Origin of the sequence: Rhizobium sp. PP-CC-3G-465, assembly GCF_004343445.1 — a bacterium.
In the GTDB taxonomy this organism is placed as follows: Bacteria; Pseudomonadota; Alphaproteobacteria; order Rhizobiales; family Rhizobiaceae; genus Ferranicluibacter; species Ferranicluibacter rubi.
In genome coordinates, this window is sequence record NZ_SLYH01000001.1 from 372,997 (window position 1) to 388,332 (window position 15,336).

11 protein-coding genes are annotated in these 15,336 nt (G+C 64.5%); 8 read left to right on the forward strand and 3 right to left on the reverse strand.

Going from position 1 to position 15,336, the window contains the following annotated elements; all coding sequences use genetic code 11:
* Nucleotides 1–740: 740 nt before the first annotated feature.
* Together C8J33_RS01755 and C8J33_RS01760 are read right to left on the reverse strand one after the other, a co-directional pair.
* The gene (locus tag C8J33_RS01755; RefSeq protein ID WP_110799277.1) at nucleotides 741–1,295 is read right to left on the reverse strand and encodes a flavin reductase family protein; all 555 of its coding nucleotides are present in this window, start codon (nucleotides 1,293–1,295) and stop codon (nucleotides 741–743) included.
* Between the two features lie 189 nt (nucleotides 1,296–1,484).
* Nucleotides 1,485–2,963: an FAD/NAD(P)-binding protein gene (locus tag C8J33_RS01760; RefSeq protein WP_132662857.1), complete on the reverse strand. Its 1,479-nt coding sequence runs from the start codon at nucleotides 2,961–2,963 to the stop codon at nucleotides 1,485–1,487.
* 183 nt (nucleotides 2,964–3,146) lie between these two features.
* Between C8J33_RS01760 and C8J33_RS01765 the strand changes: the two genes are divergently transcribed.
* The 5 genes from C8J33_RS01765 to C8J33_RS01785 all read left to right on the forward strand — a co-directional run bounded on the left by C8J33_RS01765 (nucleotide 3,147) and on the right by C8J33_RS01785 (nucleotide 8,603).
* Nucleotides 3,147–4,127, forward strand: coding sequence for an aliphatic sulfonate ABC transporter substrate-binding protein (locus C8J33_RS01765; protein ID WP_132662858.1), 981 nt, complete (start codon nucleotides 3,147–3,149; stop codon nucleotides 4,125–4,127).
* Nucleotides 4,127–5,014: an ABC transporter permease gene (locus C8J33_RS01770; protein WP_132662859.1), complete on the forward strand. Its 888-nt coding sequence runs from the start codon at nucleotides 4,127–4,129 to the stop codon at nucleotides 5,012–5,014. The genes C8J33_RS01765 and C8J33_RS01770 overlap by 1 nt, the downstream gene beginning before the upstream one ends.
* Entirely contained in the window at nucleotides 5,014–5,805 is a 792-nt protein-coding gene (locus C8J33_RS01775; protein WP_132662860.1) for an ABC transporter ATP-binding protein, read from the forward strand. The genes C8J33_RS01770 and C8J33_RS01775 overlap by 1 nt, the downstream gene beginning before the upstream one ends.
* On the forward strand, nucleotides 5,802–6,971 hold the full coding sequence (gene ssuD, locus C8J33_RS01780; protein WP_110733999.1) for an FMNH2-dependent alkanesulfonate monooxygenase: 1,170 nt from the start codon (nucleotides 5,802–5,804) through the stop codon (nucleotides 6,969–6,971). Before C8J33_RS01775 ends, ssuD begins: the two co-directional genes overlap by 4 nt.
* 198 nt (nucleotides 6,972–7,169) lie before the next feature.
* Nucleotides 7,170–8,603 carry an FAD/NAD(P)-binding protein gene (locus tag C8J33_RS01785; RefSeq protein WP_132662862.1) on the forward strand — a complete coding sequence of 478 codons (1,434 nt, stop codon included), beginning with the start codon at nucleotides 7,170–7,172 and terminating at the stop codon, nucleotides 8,601–8,603.
* Here C8J33_RS01785 and C8J33_RS01790 read toward each other — a convergent pair.
* Nucleotides 8,537–11,911, reverse strand: coding sequence for a class I SAM-dependent DNA methyltransferase (locus C8J33_RS01790; protein WP_132662863.1), 3,375 nt, complete (start codon nucleotides 11,909–11,911; stop codon nucleotides 8,537–8,539). The two genes, C8J33_RS01785 and C8J33_RS01790, sit on opposite strands and share 67 nt — an antisense overlap.
* A gap of 267 nt (nucleotides 11,912–12,178) precedes the next feature.
* Here C8J33_RS01790 and C8J33_RS01795 point away from each other — a divergent pair, with 267 nt between their 5' ends.
* The 3 genes from C8J33_RS01795 (at nucleotide 12,179) to C8J33_RS01805 (ending at nucleotide 15,292) form a co-directional block, all read left to right on the forward strand.
* On the forward strand, nucleotides 12,179–13,705 hold the full coding sequence (locus tag C8J33_RS01795) for an aldehyde dehydrogenase (NADP(+)) (RefSeq protein WP_132662864.1): 1,527 nt from the start codon (nucleotides 12,179–12,181) through the stop codon (nucleotides 13,703–13,705).
* 154 nt (nucleotides 13,706–13,859) lie between these two features.
* The gene (locus tag C8J33_RS01800) at nucleotides 13,860–14,618 is read left to right on the forward strand and encodes a sulfite exporter TauE/SafE family protein (protein WP_110799271.1); all 759 of its coding nucleotides are present in this window, start codon (nucleotides 13,860–13,862) and stop codon (nucleotides 14,616–14,618) included.
* Nucleotides 14,619–14,683: 65 nt separating this feature from the next.
* The gene (locus C8J33_RS01805; protein WP_132662866.1) at nucleotides 14,684–15,292 is read left to right on the forward strand and encodes a DedA family protein; all 609 of its coding nucleotides are present in this window, start codon (nucleotides 14,684–14,686) and stop codon (nucleotides 15,290–15,292) included.
* Nucleotides 15,293–15,336: the final 44 nt, after the last annotated feature.

A 15,336-nucleotide genomic window follows, 5' to 3' on the forward strand; every position in this document is an offset into this window, starting at 1 on the left:
GCGTTCCGGAGCATATCTGGTCTGTTTGGCGAGGGGACCCGTGATCTGCTAGTCGTCGATCCATATCTGGACGATAGCGTGCTACGTGATTACGCGGGACACTTGGCGGATGGAGCAAGCCTCGTCTCCTCACGACTAGTGTAGCCAAAAGGTTTGCCCTGCTCCAGCCCGCGCTGGAAAAGTGGAATGCCACGCACCCAACCCGGGCTGTGACATTGAGGGTTGCGTTGATTGGAACAATCCACGATCGGGTGATATGCATCGATGGCAGCACAGCTTGGATAATCACTCAGTCATTGAAAGACTTCGGCACAAGGGCTCCAGCGACGGTGATGCGCTTCGACGATGTGCTGACGGTGGACAAGATCGCAGCTTATGAAAAGCTTTGGGCACAGACTTTACCGTGAGATAGTCCACAGAAATCCCATGCAATCCCAAAAAAGTGTTGGTATGGGTGTTAATACGCCAAGCATGCATGCTCAAGAAAGCTGAGCGATAACAAAATGTTGTGCCGAATTTCTTGGTTCCCTCCGGGCCTTCAATTCTCATTAAGTTATCGAAAAAATTGGAATTTTTCTACGTAAAAGCGATTGCACGTGGCAAGTACACCTGCGGGACTTGCGCCAAGAGCCTGCCTCAACATCCATGTTGCTAAGCGCCGTCGTCCGTCAGGAAAAGCCTGGACCTCGCCATCGAGTCTCTTGCGAATAGTTCCGAAGCCACCCCCGAAGGGGCTCCCTCTACCCCCGGAACGTGCCGTATCCACCATTGTGGTAGAGCAAGGGTGCGCCTTCCTTTTGCCGGATGGCGAGGACGCGGCCGATGATGATGGCGTGGGTGTGGTGTTCGATGATGTGCTCGACTTCGCAGTCGATGGCGGAGAGGGCGTCGCTGAGGACGGGGGCGCCGCTGGCGAGTGTTGTCCACTCGGCGCCGTCATAGCGGGCGGGGCCTCTGAGGCCGCCTTTTCCGGCGAAGCGATCGGCGATGTCCTGCTGGTCGTCCGACAGGATGTTGACGCAGAAATGGCCGTGGCGGGCGATCACCGGCCAGCTGGAGGACGAGCGGTTGATGTTGACGATCATCGTCGGGGGATCGACGCTCAGGGCCGTGGCGGAGGTGACCGTGGCGCCCGTCCGGTCGTCCGTGCCCGCGGTGATGACGGAGACCGTGGCGGCGACGTGGCGCATGGCCTGCTTCAACTGCTCTGTTCCATCGAACTGCACGATGGACAGCGGCGCTTTGGCTGCAGCGCTGACGCCGTTTGCGGCTGAAGAGGTCTTGGCAAGGCTCATCGCATTTTCCTTCCGGAATGGCCGGGCTCGAAGCTGCCGGCATGTGTTCGGCGCGGGCGATGTGGCAGATACGTATGTGCTGCCCATCTCCGATAGGCCGGCACGATAATGTCTACTTGAATGCTAGACAAAGAAGAGAATGCCACTGCGGGCATCGCACCGGGAATGGATTTCCGTTTTTATTGGCTCTTACGGTGCGGTGATCCCGGTGGCGTGCCGTTGCGCTATGCGTGCGTCGGCGACGCGGGCGGCGACGAGGCGGGCGTGCTCGCTCACCTGCGGCAGGCCCATCAGTTCGCCGAAGCGACCGCGGGCAAGGGGACCGGAGATCAGGAGGCTGTCGTCCGGCTTGCCATCCGTGTCGAGCGCGCGGGATTCCGCGTCGCAATCGATGCCGAGGCCGGTCGGGTCGAGGCGGAGATGGCCGGCGTCCCGGAGATCCCGCAGCCAGCCCTGGCTGTCGAGAATGCCGCCATGGGCGGGGCCGGTGGTGACGACCACGGCGTCGAAGAGGCGTTCGATGGTGCTGGCCGACCCTTTCAGCTTCAGCGTGACGCGGATGCGGTCACCCTCGATAAGGGCCTGCCGGACGGAGCCTGCGACGATGTCGAGACGGCCCGTTTCGATCGCCGTATCGAGGGCCTGCTCGACCTGCGGGGCGATGCGGAAGCGATGGACGTCCCAGAAGACCCGGAGGTGTCGAACGATCCGGCGGCGTTCCGTTATCGGCAAGTAGGGCCAGAAGGTGGCGGCCTGTGTGCGAACCTGATCGATGACGGCATGCCATGTGAGGCCAAAGGCTTCCGCCGTGCGGATCGCGTTGCGGACGCGTTTAACGAGCTCGCGGGCAGAGGTGGGCGGTGGGGTGAGAAAGTCGCCAAAGGGTTCCAGCGGGAACGGCGCATGGCCGCGGGAGCGCAAGCCTCGGCGCGAGACGGAGAGGATGCGGCCATAATGGCCGTTGCCTGTGAGCGAGGCGACGACGTCGGCAGACGTCAGGCCGTTTCCGACGATGAGGACATCGTCGTCCGGGCGAATCGAGGCGAGGGAGTGGGGTCGCGTCGGATCGGGCACGAAGCGCGGATGGTTACCCAGCGCCTCGACGAGCGCGCGGGGCGGGGCCGGTGGTGGATGCGTCGTGGCGATGACCACGATTGCGGCGTCGTGGCGCGTCCCGGTGTCGTCCTCGATTTCCCATCCGCCAGCAACGCTGCGCACCGCCGTCACGGCCGAGCGGACGTGGCGCACAGCGCCGCTTTCGATGTGTGGTTTCAGACTGTCGGCGACATAGGCGCCGAAAATGCCGCGTCGCGGGTAGAGCGCGCCATCCGGGCGTCTCGCCTGGCTGTCTTCGGCGGTCGCGTTCGTCCGCTCCAGCCAGGCTGCGAAGTGCTCGGGCTCGTCCGGGCGCAGGCTCATGCGGGCTGCAGGCACGTTGATGCGGTGGGCCGGATCGGCGGTGTCGTAGGCAAGGCCGCGGCCGATTTCGGCGCGGGGCTCGAAGACGACGATGTCGGTCTGGAAGGCGACGTCGGCGTTTCCGGCCAAGTGATAGGCGACCGCCGCACCGGAAAACCCGCCGCCGATGATGGCGATGGTCTTGCGGGCGCCAACCCTGGGCTGGCCTGCCTGAACCGCAGCAGACAGGCGCACATCGGTGATCGTCATGAGGGTATCACATCCATTCGCTTCGAGTTGGCGCACTTTCCACCGAATGTGGGCCTGCTGCAAACGTAGAAATTCTAAGGATTTGATAGATAATAAAAAGCCATTCCTTCTTCCCGGCATGTCTCCTTTCTACCTTCCTGATCTTTCCCGGCAGCGGCCGGCGGCGAGAGGACGGTGGGCGACATGGCAACGATTTTGGGCAAATTCCTGGCACTCGGCATTGCCACCGGCGTGGTGCTTGCCGGGGCTGTGAGCGGCGCGCTTGCTGCCGACGTGAAGGAGATCCGGATCGACTGGGCCACCTATAATCCGGTCAGTCTGCTCCTCAAGAAGGAAGGCCTGTTGGAAAAGGCGTTCGAGAAAGACGGGATCAGCATTCGCTGGGTCCAGTCTGCCGGGTCCAACAAGGCGCTCGAATATCTGAATGCCGGCTCGATCGATTTCGGGTCCACGGCCGGCGCTGCGGCGCTGATCGCCCGCGTCAACGGCAATCCCATCAAGTCCGTCTATGTCTATTCGCGTCCGGAGTGGACGGCGCTGGTGACGGGCAAGGACTCCAAGATTGCGAGCGTCGCCGATCTCAAGGGCAAGACGGTTGCCGTCACGCGCGGAACGGATCCGCATGTGTTTCTGGTGCGGGCGCTGGCAGATGCCGGGCTGACATCGAAAGACGTGAAGTTCGTGCTGCTGCAGCACGCCGATGGTCGGCTGGCGCTGAGCCGTGGCGATGTCGATGCCTGGGCGGGTCTCGATCCGCTGATGGCGGCGGCCGAGGTGGAGGAGGGCGCAAAGCTCTTCTATCGCAAGCCGGAGAACAACAGCTGGGGTGTGCTGAACACGCCGGAAAGCTTTGCCGCCGAACACCCTGACATCGTGAAGCGCGTTCTGGCCGCCTATGAGGAGGCGCGCAAGCAGGCGCTGGCCGATCCCGCTGCGTTGAAGGCGGCGCTGATCGAAGCCGCGAAGCTGCCCGAGGCGGTTATCGACCGTCAGCTGGAGCGTACCGATCTCTCCACATCGCGCATCGGCGACGTGCAGGCCGAGACCATCACCAAGGCGGGCCTCGCGCTTCAGGAGGCGGGTGTTCTGCCGGCCGATGCCGATATCGGCAAGACCGTGGCCGACCTTATCGACCCGAGCTTCAGTCAGGATCTCATTCAGTAATGACCATCGGCGCGGCAGAAGCAGGGCTGGGAGCAGGCGTCGGCGACGGGCGGGCGGAAACGGCTGCCGTTTCGCCACGCGCATTCTGGCTGCGCCCTTCGGCAGGCGGTTGGGGCGGTGCGCTCATTCGGTTCGCCCTTGCCGTCGCACTGCCGCTCGGCGCGTTTCTTCTTTGGGAGCTGGCAGTCGATAGCGGGATGGCCAGTGGGCGGCTCGTTCCGCCGCCGTCGCGCATTGTTACCACGCTCGCCGACCTCTGGACGGCGGGGCAGCTTGCCGACCATATCGCCTCGACCTGTCTGCGCGTGCTTCTCGGGTTTCTTGCCGGTGCTGCTGCCGGTGCGCTTGCGGGAAGCCTCACCGGTTATTTCCGGTTTGTGCATGCAGCGGTCGATCCGACCTTGCAGGCGTTGCGCGCCATTCCATCGATCGCCTGGGTGCCGTTGTTCATCCTCTGGTTCGGCATCTTCGAGACGTCCAAGGTGGTTTTGATCGCCACGGGCGTGTTCTTCCCCGTCTATCTCGGCGTGTCCACGGCGCTGCTCTCGGTCGATCGCAAGATCGTCGAGGTCGGGCGGATTTTTCGGCTGAGCGGGTTCGATCTCGTTCGGCGCATTCTCTTTCCCGCCGTGCTGCCGGCCTTCATCGTTTCGCTGCGGGCGGGGCTCGGGCTCGGTTGGATGTTCGTCGTCGCAGCGGAGTTCATGGGCGCGTCCGAAGGCCTCGGCTATCTTCTCGTGGATGGCCAGCAACTGGGCAAGCCGGACCAGATCATGGCGGCGATCCTCATCTTCGCAGTCATTGGCAAGCTGTCGGATGCGCTTCTGGTGCGCGCGACCGCGCCGCTGGTCGCATGGCAGGACAGTTTTAGCCGGGGAGGTCTCTGATGCTGTCGCTGACGGGACTGGGCAAAACCTATGCTGGCGGCGTGCAGGCGCTCGCCGGCTTTACGCTGGACGCACGGCCGGGCGAGATCTTGGCCGTTATCGGCGGTTCGGGCTGCGGCAAGAGCACGCTTCTTCGGTTGATCAGCGGGCTCGACACGCCAACCACGGGCACCGTCAGCATCAACGGCGAGACGGTCGAGCAGCCGCATCCGCTGATCAACCTCATCTTTCAGGAGCCGCGCCTTCTGCCCTGGCTGAGCGTGCGTGACAATGTCGGCTTCGGGCTCGCGCATCTGCCACGGGCCGAGCAGGTGCTGCGGATCAACGAGGCGCTCTGTCGCGTGAACCTGGAAGCCTATGGCGACCGGATGCCGAAGGCGCTCTCCGGCGGGCAGGCGCAGCGCGTTGCCATTGCCCGCGCGCTGGTGACCCGGCCGGAGGTTCTGCTGCTCGACGAGCCCTTTTCCGCGCTCGACGCCTTGACGCGCGAAACGCTTCAGCAACATCTCCTCGATATCTGGTCGGAGACGCAGGCGACGATGATCCTCGTGACGCACGATATCGACGAGGCCGTTTCGCTCGCCCACCGCGTTATCGTCATGAAGCCGTGGCCCGGCCGTATCCTCGACGAGATCGTCATTGCACGGCCGCACCAGCGCGGCGGTGCCGATTTCGATCAGGCGCGGGCGCGGGTTCGTAGCGCGCTCAATCAATCCCTTTCCGCCTCGGAGCCTGCGGATATCCGCAAGGGCCGGGCACAGCTTCCATCCGTTCTGGAGACATCGCCATGACTTCCGCCCCTGAAAAAATCAACGTCCTCTGGTTCCTGCCGACCCATGGCGACAGCCGCTATCTCGGCACCACCATCGGCGGCCGTAATGTCGATCTCGCCTATCTGAAGCAGGTTGCGCAGGCGGCAGATTCGCTTGGCTATTACGGTGTGCTCATCCCCACCGGCAAGAGCTGTGAGGACAGCTGGGTTGTCGCGTCGGCGTTGGCACCGCTCACGGAAAAGCTGAAATATCTGATCGCCGTGCGTCCCGGCCTGCTGTCGCCGACGCTTGCAGCCCGCATGACGGCGACGCTCGACCGGATTTCGGAAGGGCGCGTGCTCATCAATGTCGTGACCGGTGGTGATCCGATCGAGAACAAGGGCGACGGCATCCACTATGCCCATGGCGAGCGCTACGAGGTGACGGAGGAGTTCCTCCATATCTACAAGGCGCTGCTTCAGGGCGAGACGGTCAACCACAAGGGCAAGCACTTCGATATTCAGGATGGGCGCGTGCTGTTCCCGTCCTACCAGACGCCGCATCCGCCGCTTTATTTCGGCGGCTCCTCCGGCATCGGGCAGGAGGTTGCGGCGCGCACCATCGACAAGTACCTGACCTGGGGCGAGCCGCCGGAGGACGTGGCAAAGAAGATTGCCGAGGTTCGGGCGCTGGCCGACCGCGAAGGCCGTGAGGTCACCTTCGGCATCCGCCTGCACGTCATCGTGCGCGAGACGGCGGAAGCGGCCTGGCGGGCGGCGGACGAACTCATCCAGTACCTCGATGACGACACGATCGCCGCGGCGCAGAAGGTGTTCGAGCGCATGGACTCGGTGGGCCAGAGCCGCATGAGCCGCCTGCATGGCGGCCGCCGCGACAAGCTGGAGGTCAGCCCCAATCTCTGGGCGGGTGTCGGCCTCGTGCGCGGCGGCGCCGGCACGGCACTGGTCGGCGATCCCGATCAGGTGAAGGCGCGGATGGAGGAATACCGCGAGATCGGCATCGATACGTTCATCATGTCGGGCTATCCGCATCTCGAGGAGGCCTACCGTTTCGGCGAGCTGGTCCTGCCGAACCTGCCGCTGGCGCATCCCGTCAGGACGCGTGAAAAGTCGATCAATACGGGGCCGTTCGGCGAGACGATCGCAGGCGACCATCGCCCGACGCTGAAGGTCAGCCAGTCCTGATCTCATTGCGAGGTCATCGCCGATACCGGTGCCCTCTGTCGGCATGGGTGTCGGCGAAGGCTCGACCGCGTCGTCTATAAAATCACTCGACAAACTCCGTGACGTCTCTACCTTGGGCGTGTTGCGGTCATCAGGCGTTCCGGTTTGCTGCCGGAATGCTCCACGATGCCGCATCGAAGACAGACGGAGGGGTTGCTTTTGGATTATGATGTTGCGGTCGTCGGCTCGGGGTTTTCGGCCATCGCGGTCAGCGTTCACCTGTTGCGGTCGCTGCCGCCGTCGGCCAACATCGCGGTTGTCGGCGACGATCCGGCCTTTGGCCGGGGCACCGCCTACCGCACCGAGTTCCACCTTCATCGGTTGAACGTGCCGGCGGGGCGCATGAGCGTCTTCCCGGACGAGCCGGATCATTTCCTCAACTGGTTGGAGCGGCAGGGGCGCGGAATCTCGCGCGATGAGTTCGCCTCGCGCGGCGACTACGGGCTTTATCTTCGCGATACGCTCGCCTCGCTGCTGAGGGACCGTCATGCGCGCCCCAAACTCGATTTCATCCGGGCAAAAGCGACCGGATGCGTCCGCTCGCATGACGACGGGCTGCTGTTTCAACTGGCGGATGGCGAGAGCCTGCATGCGCGGGCCGTGGCCCTGTGTCTGGGTGTCGGCACCGCAGATCTGCCGCTTCGGGAGGAGCGGATCGCAGACGCGGCGCGGCGGCGGCTGGTGCGCAATCCCTGGCGGCTGAAGTGGCTTTCGAAGGTGAAGCCGGACGACACCATCTGTATCCTCGGCTCCGGCCTGACGATGATCGATCAGGTGTTGACGCTTCGGGCCCGGGGGCATCGCGGGGTGATCCACGTTCTCTCGCGGCGCGGGCTGGTGCCGCATGCTCATGCCGGGCATCATGGCACGGCTGTGCTGCCGGATCTTCCCGACGACCCTCTGACGATCAGCAGCATTCTGCAGGCGCTGCGCGCCCAGGTCCGCGCTGGCGCGGAGTGGCGCTCGGTGATGGATGGCCTGCGGCCGCGAACGCAGGCGCTGTGGCAGCGGCTTTCCCCGCCCGAGCGTTCCCGCTTCCTGCGGCATGCCCTGGCCTGGTGGAACATCCACCGCCACCGTGTCGCGCCGCCCGTGTTCGAGCAGTTCGATGCGCTGCGTCGCGATGGGTCCGTGATGGTTCATGCCGGGTTTTTGCGGGATATCGGCATCGAGGGAAATCGGCCCTGCCTTGCCTACCGGCCACGCGGTTTGCAGGATGTCGTGTCCCTACCGGTCGATTGGGTGGTCAACTGTACCGGCATGGAGCGCGCCGGCATCGGGCATTCGCCCCTGCTGGTCGAAATGGCGGATCAGGGGATCATCGTTCCCGACCGGTTGGGCCTTGGCTTGCGCGTCGATGAAATGTCGCGCGCCATCGGTGCCGGCGGCGGGGCTCGCCCGGGCCTTTTTGCCGTGGGTGCGCTGACGGCCGGGCAGTTCTGGGAGATCACGGCGGTGCCGGATATCCGCGTCCAGGCACAGACGGTTGCCGGCGCCATCATCGCGGATACCGCGCTGGTTAAAGCTCAGGCCGCGCGGCGGAAGGCGAACGTTCTTCCCATGTCCGAGGTGGAGACCAGCCCCATCCGGTAGAGGGACGCGAGCACGCTGGCGACGGCCGGGCGGATACGCTGTCCCTGGCGGAACCGGCCGGCAATGTCGGCCGCATCGACGGCACCGCCGCTGGCAATCAAGGCATCGATGACGAGCGCGGTCTGCGCGGCGTCGTCACGGGCAGGGAAGGCCGGAAGGCCTGCTGCCGCGGCAATACCTTGGGGAAGGCTGAGATCGGCCTCGATCTGCTGCGCCCTTTCGGTTTCGGAGCCAAAGCGCTCGATCTGGTAGTCCGGGCGGACCCAGCGAACGATTCCACGCTTCTCCTCCCGGGCGCGCTCCCTGTTCAAGGCAACGAGGTGGGCCAGCACGTCGGCTTGGGGCAGGTCTGCCGACCAGCCATAGGCGGCGGCCACGGCCATATCCAGCTCGTCGTGCAGCTCCCTTAGGATCAGAACGAGACCGTCCTCGAAGATCCGGCGTTCCCTCGGCTCCAACCGGTCGGGATGCGTGCCGGAGACGATGCGGTCGAGCACGTTGTAGAGGCTGGTCAATGTCAGATGCGGATGGGCTGCGAGCACGCGCTTGCGATGGGCATCGAGCGCTTCACTGACACGGCCGATCGGGTTCCGGTGCGTGTCCGCCATGAGGGGAAACGGGAAGGGATCGAAGCAGCGGGATTTCGAGTATCGTGGCCTGTCTTCGAGCGTGCCACCCTGCGCCGCCGCCCACATCGCGTGCCAGCGGGACGAGAGGATGCCAAGGACCGCAGCGTCGTCCGTGGCGATGACGACCAGCATGTTGTCGGGCAGGATATCCGCATCCAGGAACTGGAAGACGCGATGCTTTGCCGTCTCGACCGTGGCGATGTAGCGGGACAGACCGGCAAGGGCCGGGCGAAGCTCGCGGCGGGGTTCGCCGAAGATCCACCAGTTGTCCCGGTAGATCGCCCTGTTGTTGCGGTCCCGCTCCGGCTTCACGGTCAGCCTCAGATGCTGGTAGAGCTCGGGATAGAACGTGCGCACCTCGTCCTGCGTCCGCCCGAGGAGATCGATGGCCATGACCTCGCGCGGCCGGCTCGTCAGATCGCGGCCGTTGCAATAGGCCCGGATGTGCGTGTCGAGACCGGCGTGCGTGCCACGTCCGAGATGCTCCGCCTCTTTCCGACTGACGATGAAGCCGGCCCCATGAAGTTTGACGCCGGGCGAGCAGATCCCGATATTCGCCTTCAGGCCACCCGCGGCGGTCACATCGGTGCCGATGGTCAGGTCCGCGTTAATCCTGCCGGACGTCTCGCGAAACAGGATCACCGGCGTATCCGTCGCCACGCCGTCTTCCGAGACCACCTCCATCAGCCGTCCTTCCAGCCTGCCCGCTTCCACAACGGTCATGGCGATCCGCACGGCGGCGCTGTCGCGCGTGACTTTCGTCCAGGGATGGTCGGGGATCGCCATGACCAGCGAGACCGGCGCTTTGGCGGCAAGGTACCGCTCCATGACGCGACGCTGGAAGACCTGGCCGATCGAGTTGGTGGTCACGAAGCCGAAGCGCTTGAGGCGGGTGCCCTTCCGGGCCAAAAGCTCGGCCGACCTGTCCCACCAGTACATGACGAAATCGGCACTCTCGTTCATCTCAGGGTGCGCGGCCCACAGGGCTTCCGCATAGGCATCGCCCATGCGGTTGCGCAGGTCCTTGCCGCCGATGAAGGGTGGGTTGCCGACGATGTAGTCGGCGTCCGGCCAGTCCGGCGGACGAGGATCGTCTAGCGACACGAGAACCGCATCCATGCAGCGGATATTGTGGAACGCCTTGAGAATCGGTTCCGAGGGGATGCCGCCATTGTTGCGGAAATGCAGTTGCAGATGGCCGATCCAGAGGACGAGTTCGGCGATGGCGGCGGCGCGGGGGTTGACCTCAAGGCCGAGGAACTGGTGGGGATCGACGGTGTGGCTCTCCAGCCCGTGCAGGGCTTCCTGTCCGCCGAGATCGTTCAGGGCTTCCAGCACATCGCTTTCCAGCGTTTTCATCAGCTCCAGCGAGACATAGAGAAAGTTGGCGGTGCCGCAGGCGGGATCGAGGATGCGCAGGTTGCAGAGCCGATCGTGGAAAGCCTGAACGCTGGCGATCGCCTGCTTCTCCCGGCCTTCGGTCTTCTGCCGGTCAGCGGTTGCCCGGATGCCGGCCCACTCCAGCCGCAAGGGGTCGATGACGGTCGCGATGACCAGCCGCTCCACATAGGCACGCGGCGTGTAATGGGCGCCGAGGCGACGACGGTCGGTTGGGTCGAGCGCCTGCTCCAGGAAGGTGCCAAAGATGGCGGGCTCGACATCCTTCCAGTCGTGGTTGGCCGCGGCAGCCAGTTCGCCGATCTCCTCGCGCCGGAGGGGCAGGGCACGGCGGTTGCGGAAGAACTCGCCGTTGAACCGCCGCACCGGGTGGCGGATGGTGGCGGAAAAGCCGCCTTCGTCCATCGCCCGCCAAAGCTCCTCCATCATGCCGGGAAAGATTTCCGGCCGATCGGCGCAGTCCTTCAGCAGGACCTTGAAACTGTTGCGCGGCAAAAGGTCCACGTCCTCGGCGAACATGGTGAACAGCACGCGCATCAGGAACATCGCGACGTCTTCCGTGGGATGGCCCGCCTTCTCCAGTGCCTGGGAGACCTTGGCGATCCGGGTAGCGATCTCGCGGGTGACCTTGGCGGCGTGGCGGGCGGGGTCAAGAGACAGCGGATCGGACCAGATGGCGACGAGGCGCTTGCGGACGGCCTCGTCGCGCAGGTCTTCCAGATAGATGCGGTAGGTGCGTCGGTCCGGGAAGATGTCGTAGGCCTTCCCGTCGCGTCGAAAGTTCGCGTAGATTTCGATGCAGTGGCCGACGTCGCAGACGAGGAGGAAAGGTGGGGGATCATGATCGGGCGGTAGCAGGCGCACGTAATCCTCGGCTTGCGCGCGCGCATTGCGCATCAGCACGTCCCAGGCGCGACCGGCTCCGCGCCGGCCGCGGGTCTGCGGCTCCATGCCGGGGAAGGCCAGCATGTTCTCTGCGGAGCCCGCCGTGCCGCGCAGGCTCTTGTCGCCGAAGATCCGGCTTTGCTTGGCCTCCAGCACGAAGCAGTCGCGCTTGTAGAGGTCGATCCGGCGGCGCGTGGGTGCGCCTTCGCGGTTGGGCTCGCGCACGACGCGCTCGAAGACGTAGTCGTTGGCCTCCGTGCTGGCGGCGGCCGGCTGGGCATGGGGCAGGCCGAGGAGATCGCAAAGTTCGGTGAGGAACAGGGCGTAATTGGCACGCTCCTGCCCACCTTCCTGTCCCTGCCACCGACGAATGAACGTTTCAACTGCGGACTGCACGCTCGTCCCCCTTGCACGCGTTTATTTCTGGGAGACTCCTGACGTAGATGCAAGCATAAATTACATTTCAATCTGATGCTCGTTTTACGTGCTGTCGCTGGATTATGGCAAAAGCCGAAATTGGAGGTGCGGTGCGGTAATCCGGCTCTTGCGGTTTAAATCGCCGGCGCCACACCCTATACAGACCTTCACACGCTGCGGTGCGACATGCGCCGTGGCGAACGGTGGCATCGGACGCTGCCTCATGACAGGACCAAGGAGACGAGCATGACCCTCACAGGCGAACTTCTGATCGGTGCAACGGCGCGGCGCGGGCAGGGCGGTGCGATCACCGGGTACGACGCCGCCACGGGTGAGGCGCTGCCCACGGTCTTCTCGGGCGCGACGACTGCCGATGTCGAGGAAGCCGCAGCGCTCGCCTGGGAGGCGTTCGGAAACTATCGCGAAACGGGGCTCGAGGCCCGCGCGGCGTTTCTCGAAACCATCGCCCAGAACATTCTCGACATCGGCGACAGCCTTATCGAGCGCGCCATGGCCGAATCCGGCCTGCCGCGCGGACGACTGGAAGGCGAACGGGGCCGGACGGTCGGCCAGCTTCGGCTGTTTGCCGCCGAAGTACGGGCCGGCGAATTCCAGAGCCTGCGTTTCGACGCGCCGGACCCGGAGCGCAAGCCTGCGCCGAAGCCGGACCTGCGTCTGCGCAACATCGCCGTCGGCCCCGTCGCCGTTTTCGGTGCCTCCAACTTTCCGTTGGCCTTCTCGGTTGCCGGTGGGGATACGGCCTCCGCGCTTGCCGCCGGCTGCCCCGTGATCGTCAAGGCGCATTCCGCCCATCCCGGCACGTCTGAGCTCGTTGGTCGCGCCGTGCAGAAGGCGGTTGCCGATTGCGGCCTGCCGGCTGGAACGTTCTCGATACTGTTCGATGAGGACCGGGCCATCGGTCAGGCACTGGTCGCCGATCATCGCATTCGCGCTGTCGGCTTCACCGGCTCGCGCGCCGGCGGCACGGCGCTGATGAAGATTGCGGCGGAACGCCCGGTGCCGATCCCGGTCTATGCCGAGATGAGCTCGATCAATCCGGTTATCCTGTTCGAACATGCGCTGGCCACTCGCGGCGCCGCCATCGGCAAGGCCTTTGCCGGCTCGCTGACGCTCGGTGCCGGCCAGTTCTGCACCAATCCCGGCCTGATTCTCGCCATCGACGGCCCCGGGCTCGATGCCTTCATCGCGGCGGCCGGCGAAGCGCTGAGCGCCATTCCGGCGCAGACCATGCTCACCAGCGGCATTTGCAAGGCTTATCTCTCAGGCGTCACCCGCTTGTCGGGCCACGCCGAGGTGAAGACGCTGGCGCAAGGGTTGGAAGGCACTGCGACGCAGGGCCGTGCCGCCTTGTTCGAGACGAGCGCCAAGGCCTTTCTCGCGCATCACGACCTGCAGGACGAAGTCTTCGGTGCGGCCGGTCTGATCATCCGCTGCGCGGATGCCGCGGAACTCGAGGCGGTGATCGACGCGATGGAAGGTCAGCTGACGGCGGCACTCCATATCGACGAGGCGGATCACGAAGCGGCTCGCAAGCTCCTGCCGAAGCTCGAACTTCTGGCCGGGCGCCTGCTCGTCAACGGGTTCGGCACCGGCGTCGAGGTGTCTCCGGCCATGGTCCATGGCGGCCCCTATCCGGCAACGTCGGACGGCCGTACGACGTCCGTCGGCACGCTGGCGATCTATCGCTTCCTGCGTCCGGTCAGCTATCAGGACATGCCGCAGGCACTGCTGCCGGAAGCGCTGGTCCGCTAAGTTTCGACGTTTCCTCGGACTGCCCACGCGGGCAGCTTTAGACTTGACGACGTGCCGCCGATCCTGAACAGATCGGCGGACACGCCGCAGTCTCTGGAGGAGCCTCGATTGCGGCATACTCTCGCATCAAGGCGGCGTCCGCGCCGGCAATTCCATGATTGAACATACGCCGCTGGTGATCGCCATCGCCGTCGTCGCCGCTTTTCTGGTCGGCCTGTCCAAGGGTGGACTGCCGATGGTCGGCACCATTTCCGTGCCGCTGCTGGCGCTCGTCATCTCGCCGGTGACGGCCGCGGCGCTGCTGCTGCCGATCTATGTCGCGAGCGACATGGTCGGGCTGTACCTTTACCGCAAGGATTTCTCGCGCAGGAACCTCGTCATCCTGACGCCTGCAGCACTCTTCGGCGTCTTTCTCGGCTGGTTGTTCAGCGCCCATCTGTCGGCCGTGGTCATCGGGGCACTCGTTGGGCTCGTCGGCGTGCTCTTCTGCCTCAACATCTGGTTCGGCGCGCGCTACCGGAAGGCCGCACGTGAGGCCGATGTTCCGGGCGGTCTCTTCTGGGGAACGCTGACGGGACTGACGAGCTTCGTGTCCCATTCCGGCGCGCCGCCCTACCAGATGTATGTGCTGCCGCAGCGGCTGGAGAAAATGACGTTTGCCGGGACGTCCACCATTCTCTTCGCCATTGTGAATGTCGCGAAGATCTTTCCCTACTGGCAGCTGCAGCAGTTCTCCAACTACGATACGTCGCTGGTCCTCTGGCTGGCGCCGGCCGCCATCATCGGCACGATCGCGGGCCGGCGGCTGACGCTCGTCATCCCCGATGGCCTGTTCTTCAAGATCGTGCAGTTCACGTTGATGATACTTTCGATCAAGCTTATTGCCGATTACGTGATCACACTCGTGCGGTAGACCTCTTCCTTTCGCACCGCAGCAACATCACATTGGGGCCGGAATAATACCCCGTTCGAGGACCCATGGAAAATATCGTTGAAAGCCTGATGCAGATGTTCGGCCCGTGGGGCATCGCGCTTCTCATGTTCCTGGAACACATTTTCCCGCCCATCCCCTCGGAACTCATCATGCCGCTCGCCGGCTATCGTGCCTCGCAGGGCGACATGTCGATCGTGACCGTCATCGTCGCGGGCAGCATCGGATCGCTGCTCGGGGTCATGCCGTGGTATTATGCCGGGCGAAAGCTCGGCGAAGCGCGGATGAAACGGCTGGCAGCAAAGCATGGGCGCTGGCTGACGCTGACCGAGGCGGACGTGGACGCAGCAAGCAGGCGGTTTCGCGAGAAGGGGGCGACCGCCATCCTCGTCGGCCGGCTCATTCCGACGATCCGCACGCTGATCTCGGTGCCCGCCGGCATCGCCCGTATGCCGCTCTCCACCTTCACCATCTTCTCGCTCATCGGAACCGTCGCCTGGACCTCCGGGCTGGCGCTTGCCGGCTATCTGCTCGGTCAGGCTTATGATGTCGTTTCGACCTATGTCGATCCGGTCTCCACCGGCATCTTCGTGCTGATCGTTCTTTTCTACGGCTATCGCGTCGCGACCTTCAGGCCGCAACCGAGCGATGCGTAGCGGCCGTTTTATAGCCGTTATGACTGTAGTGCAGCCGTGAACGA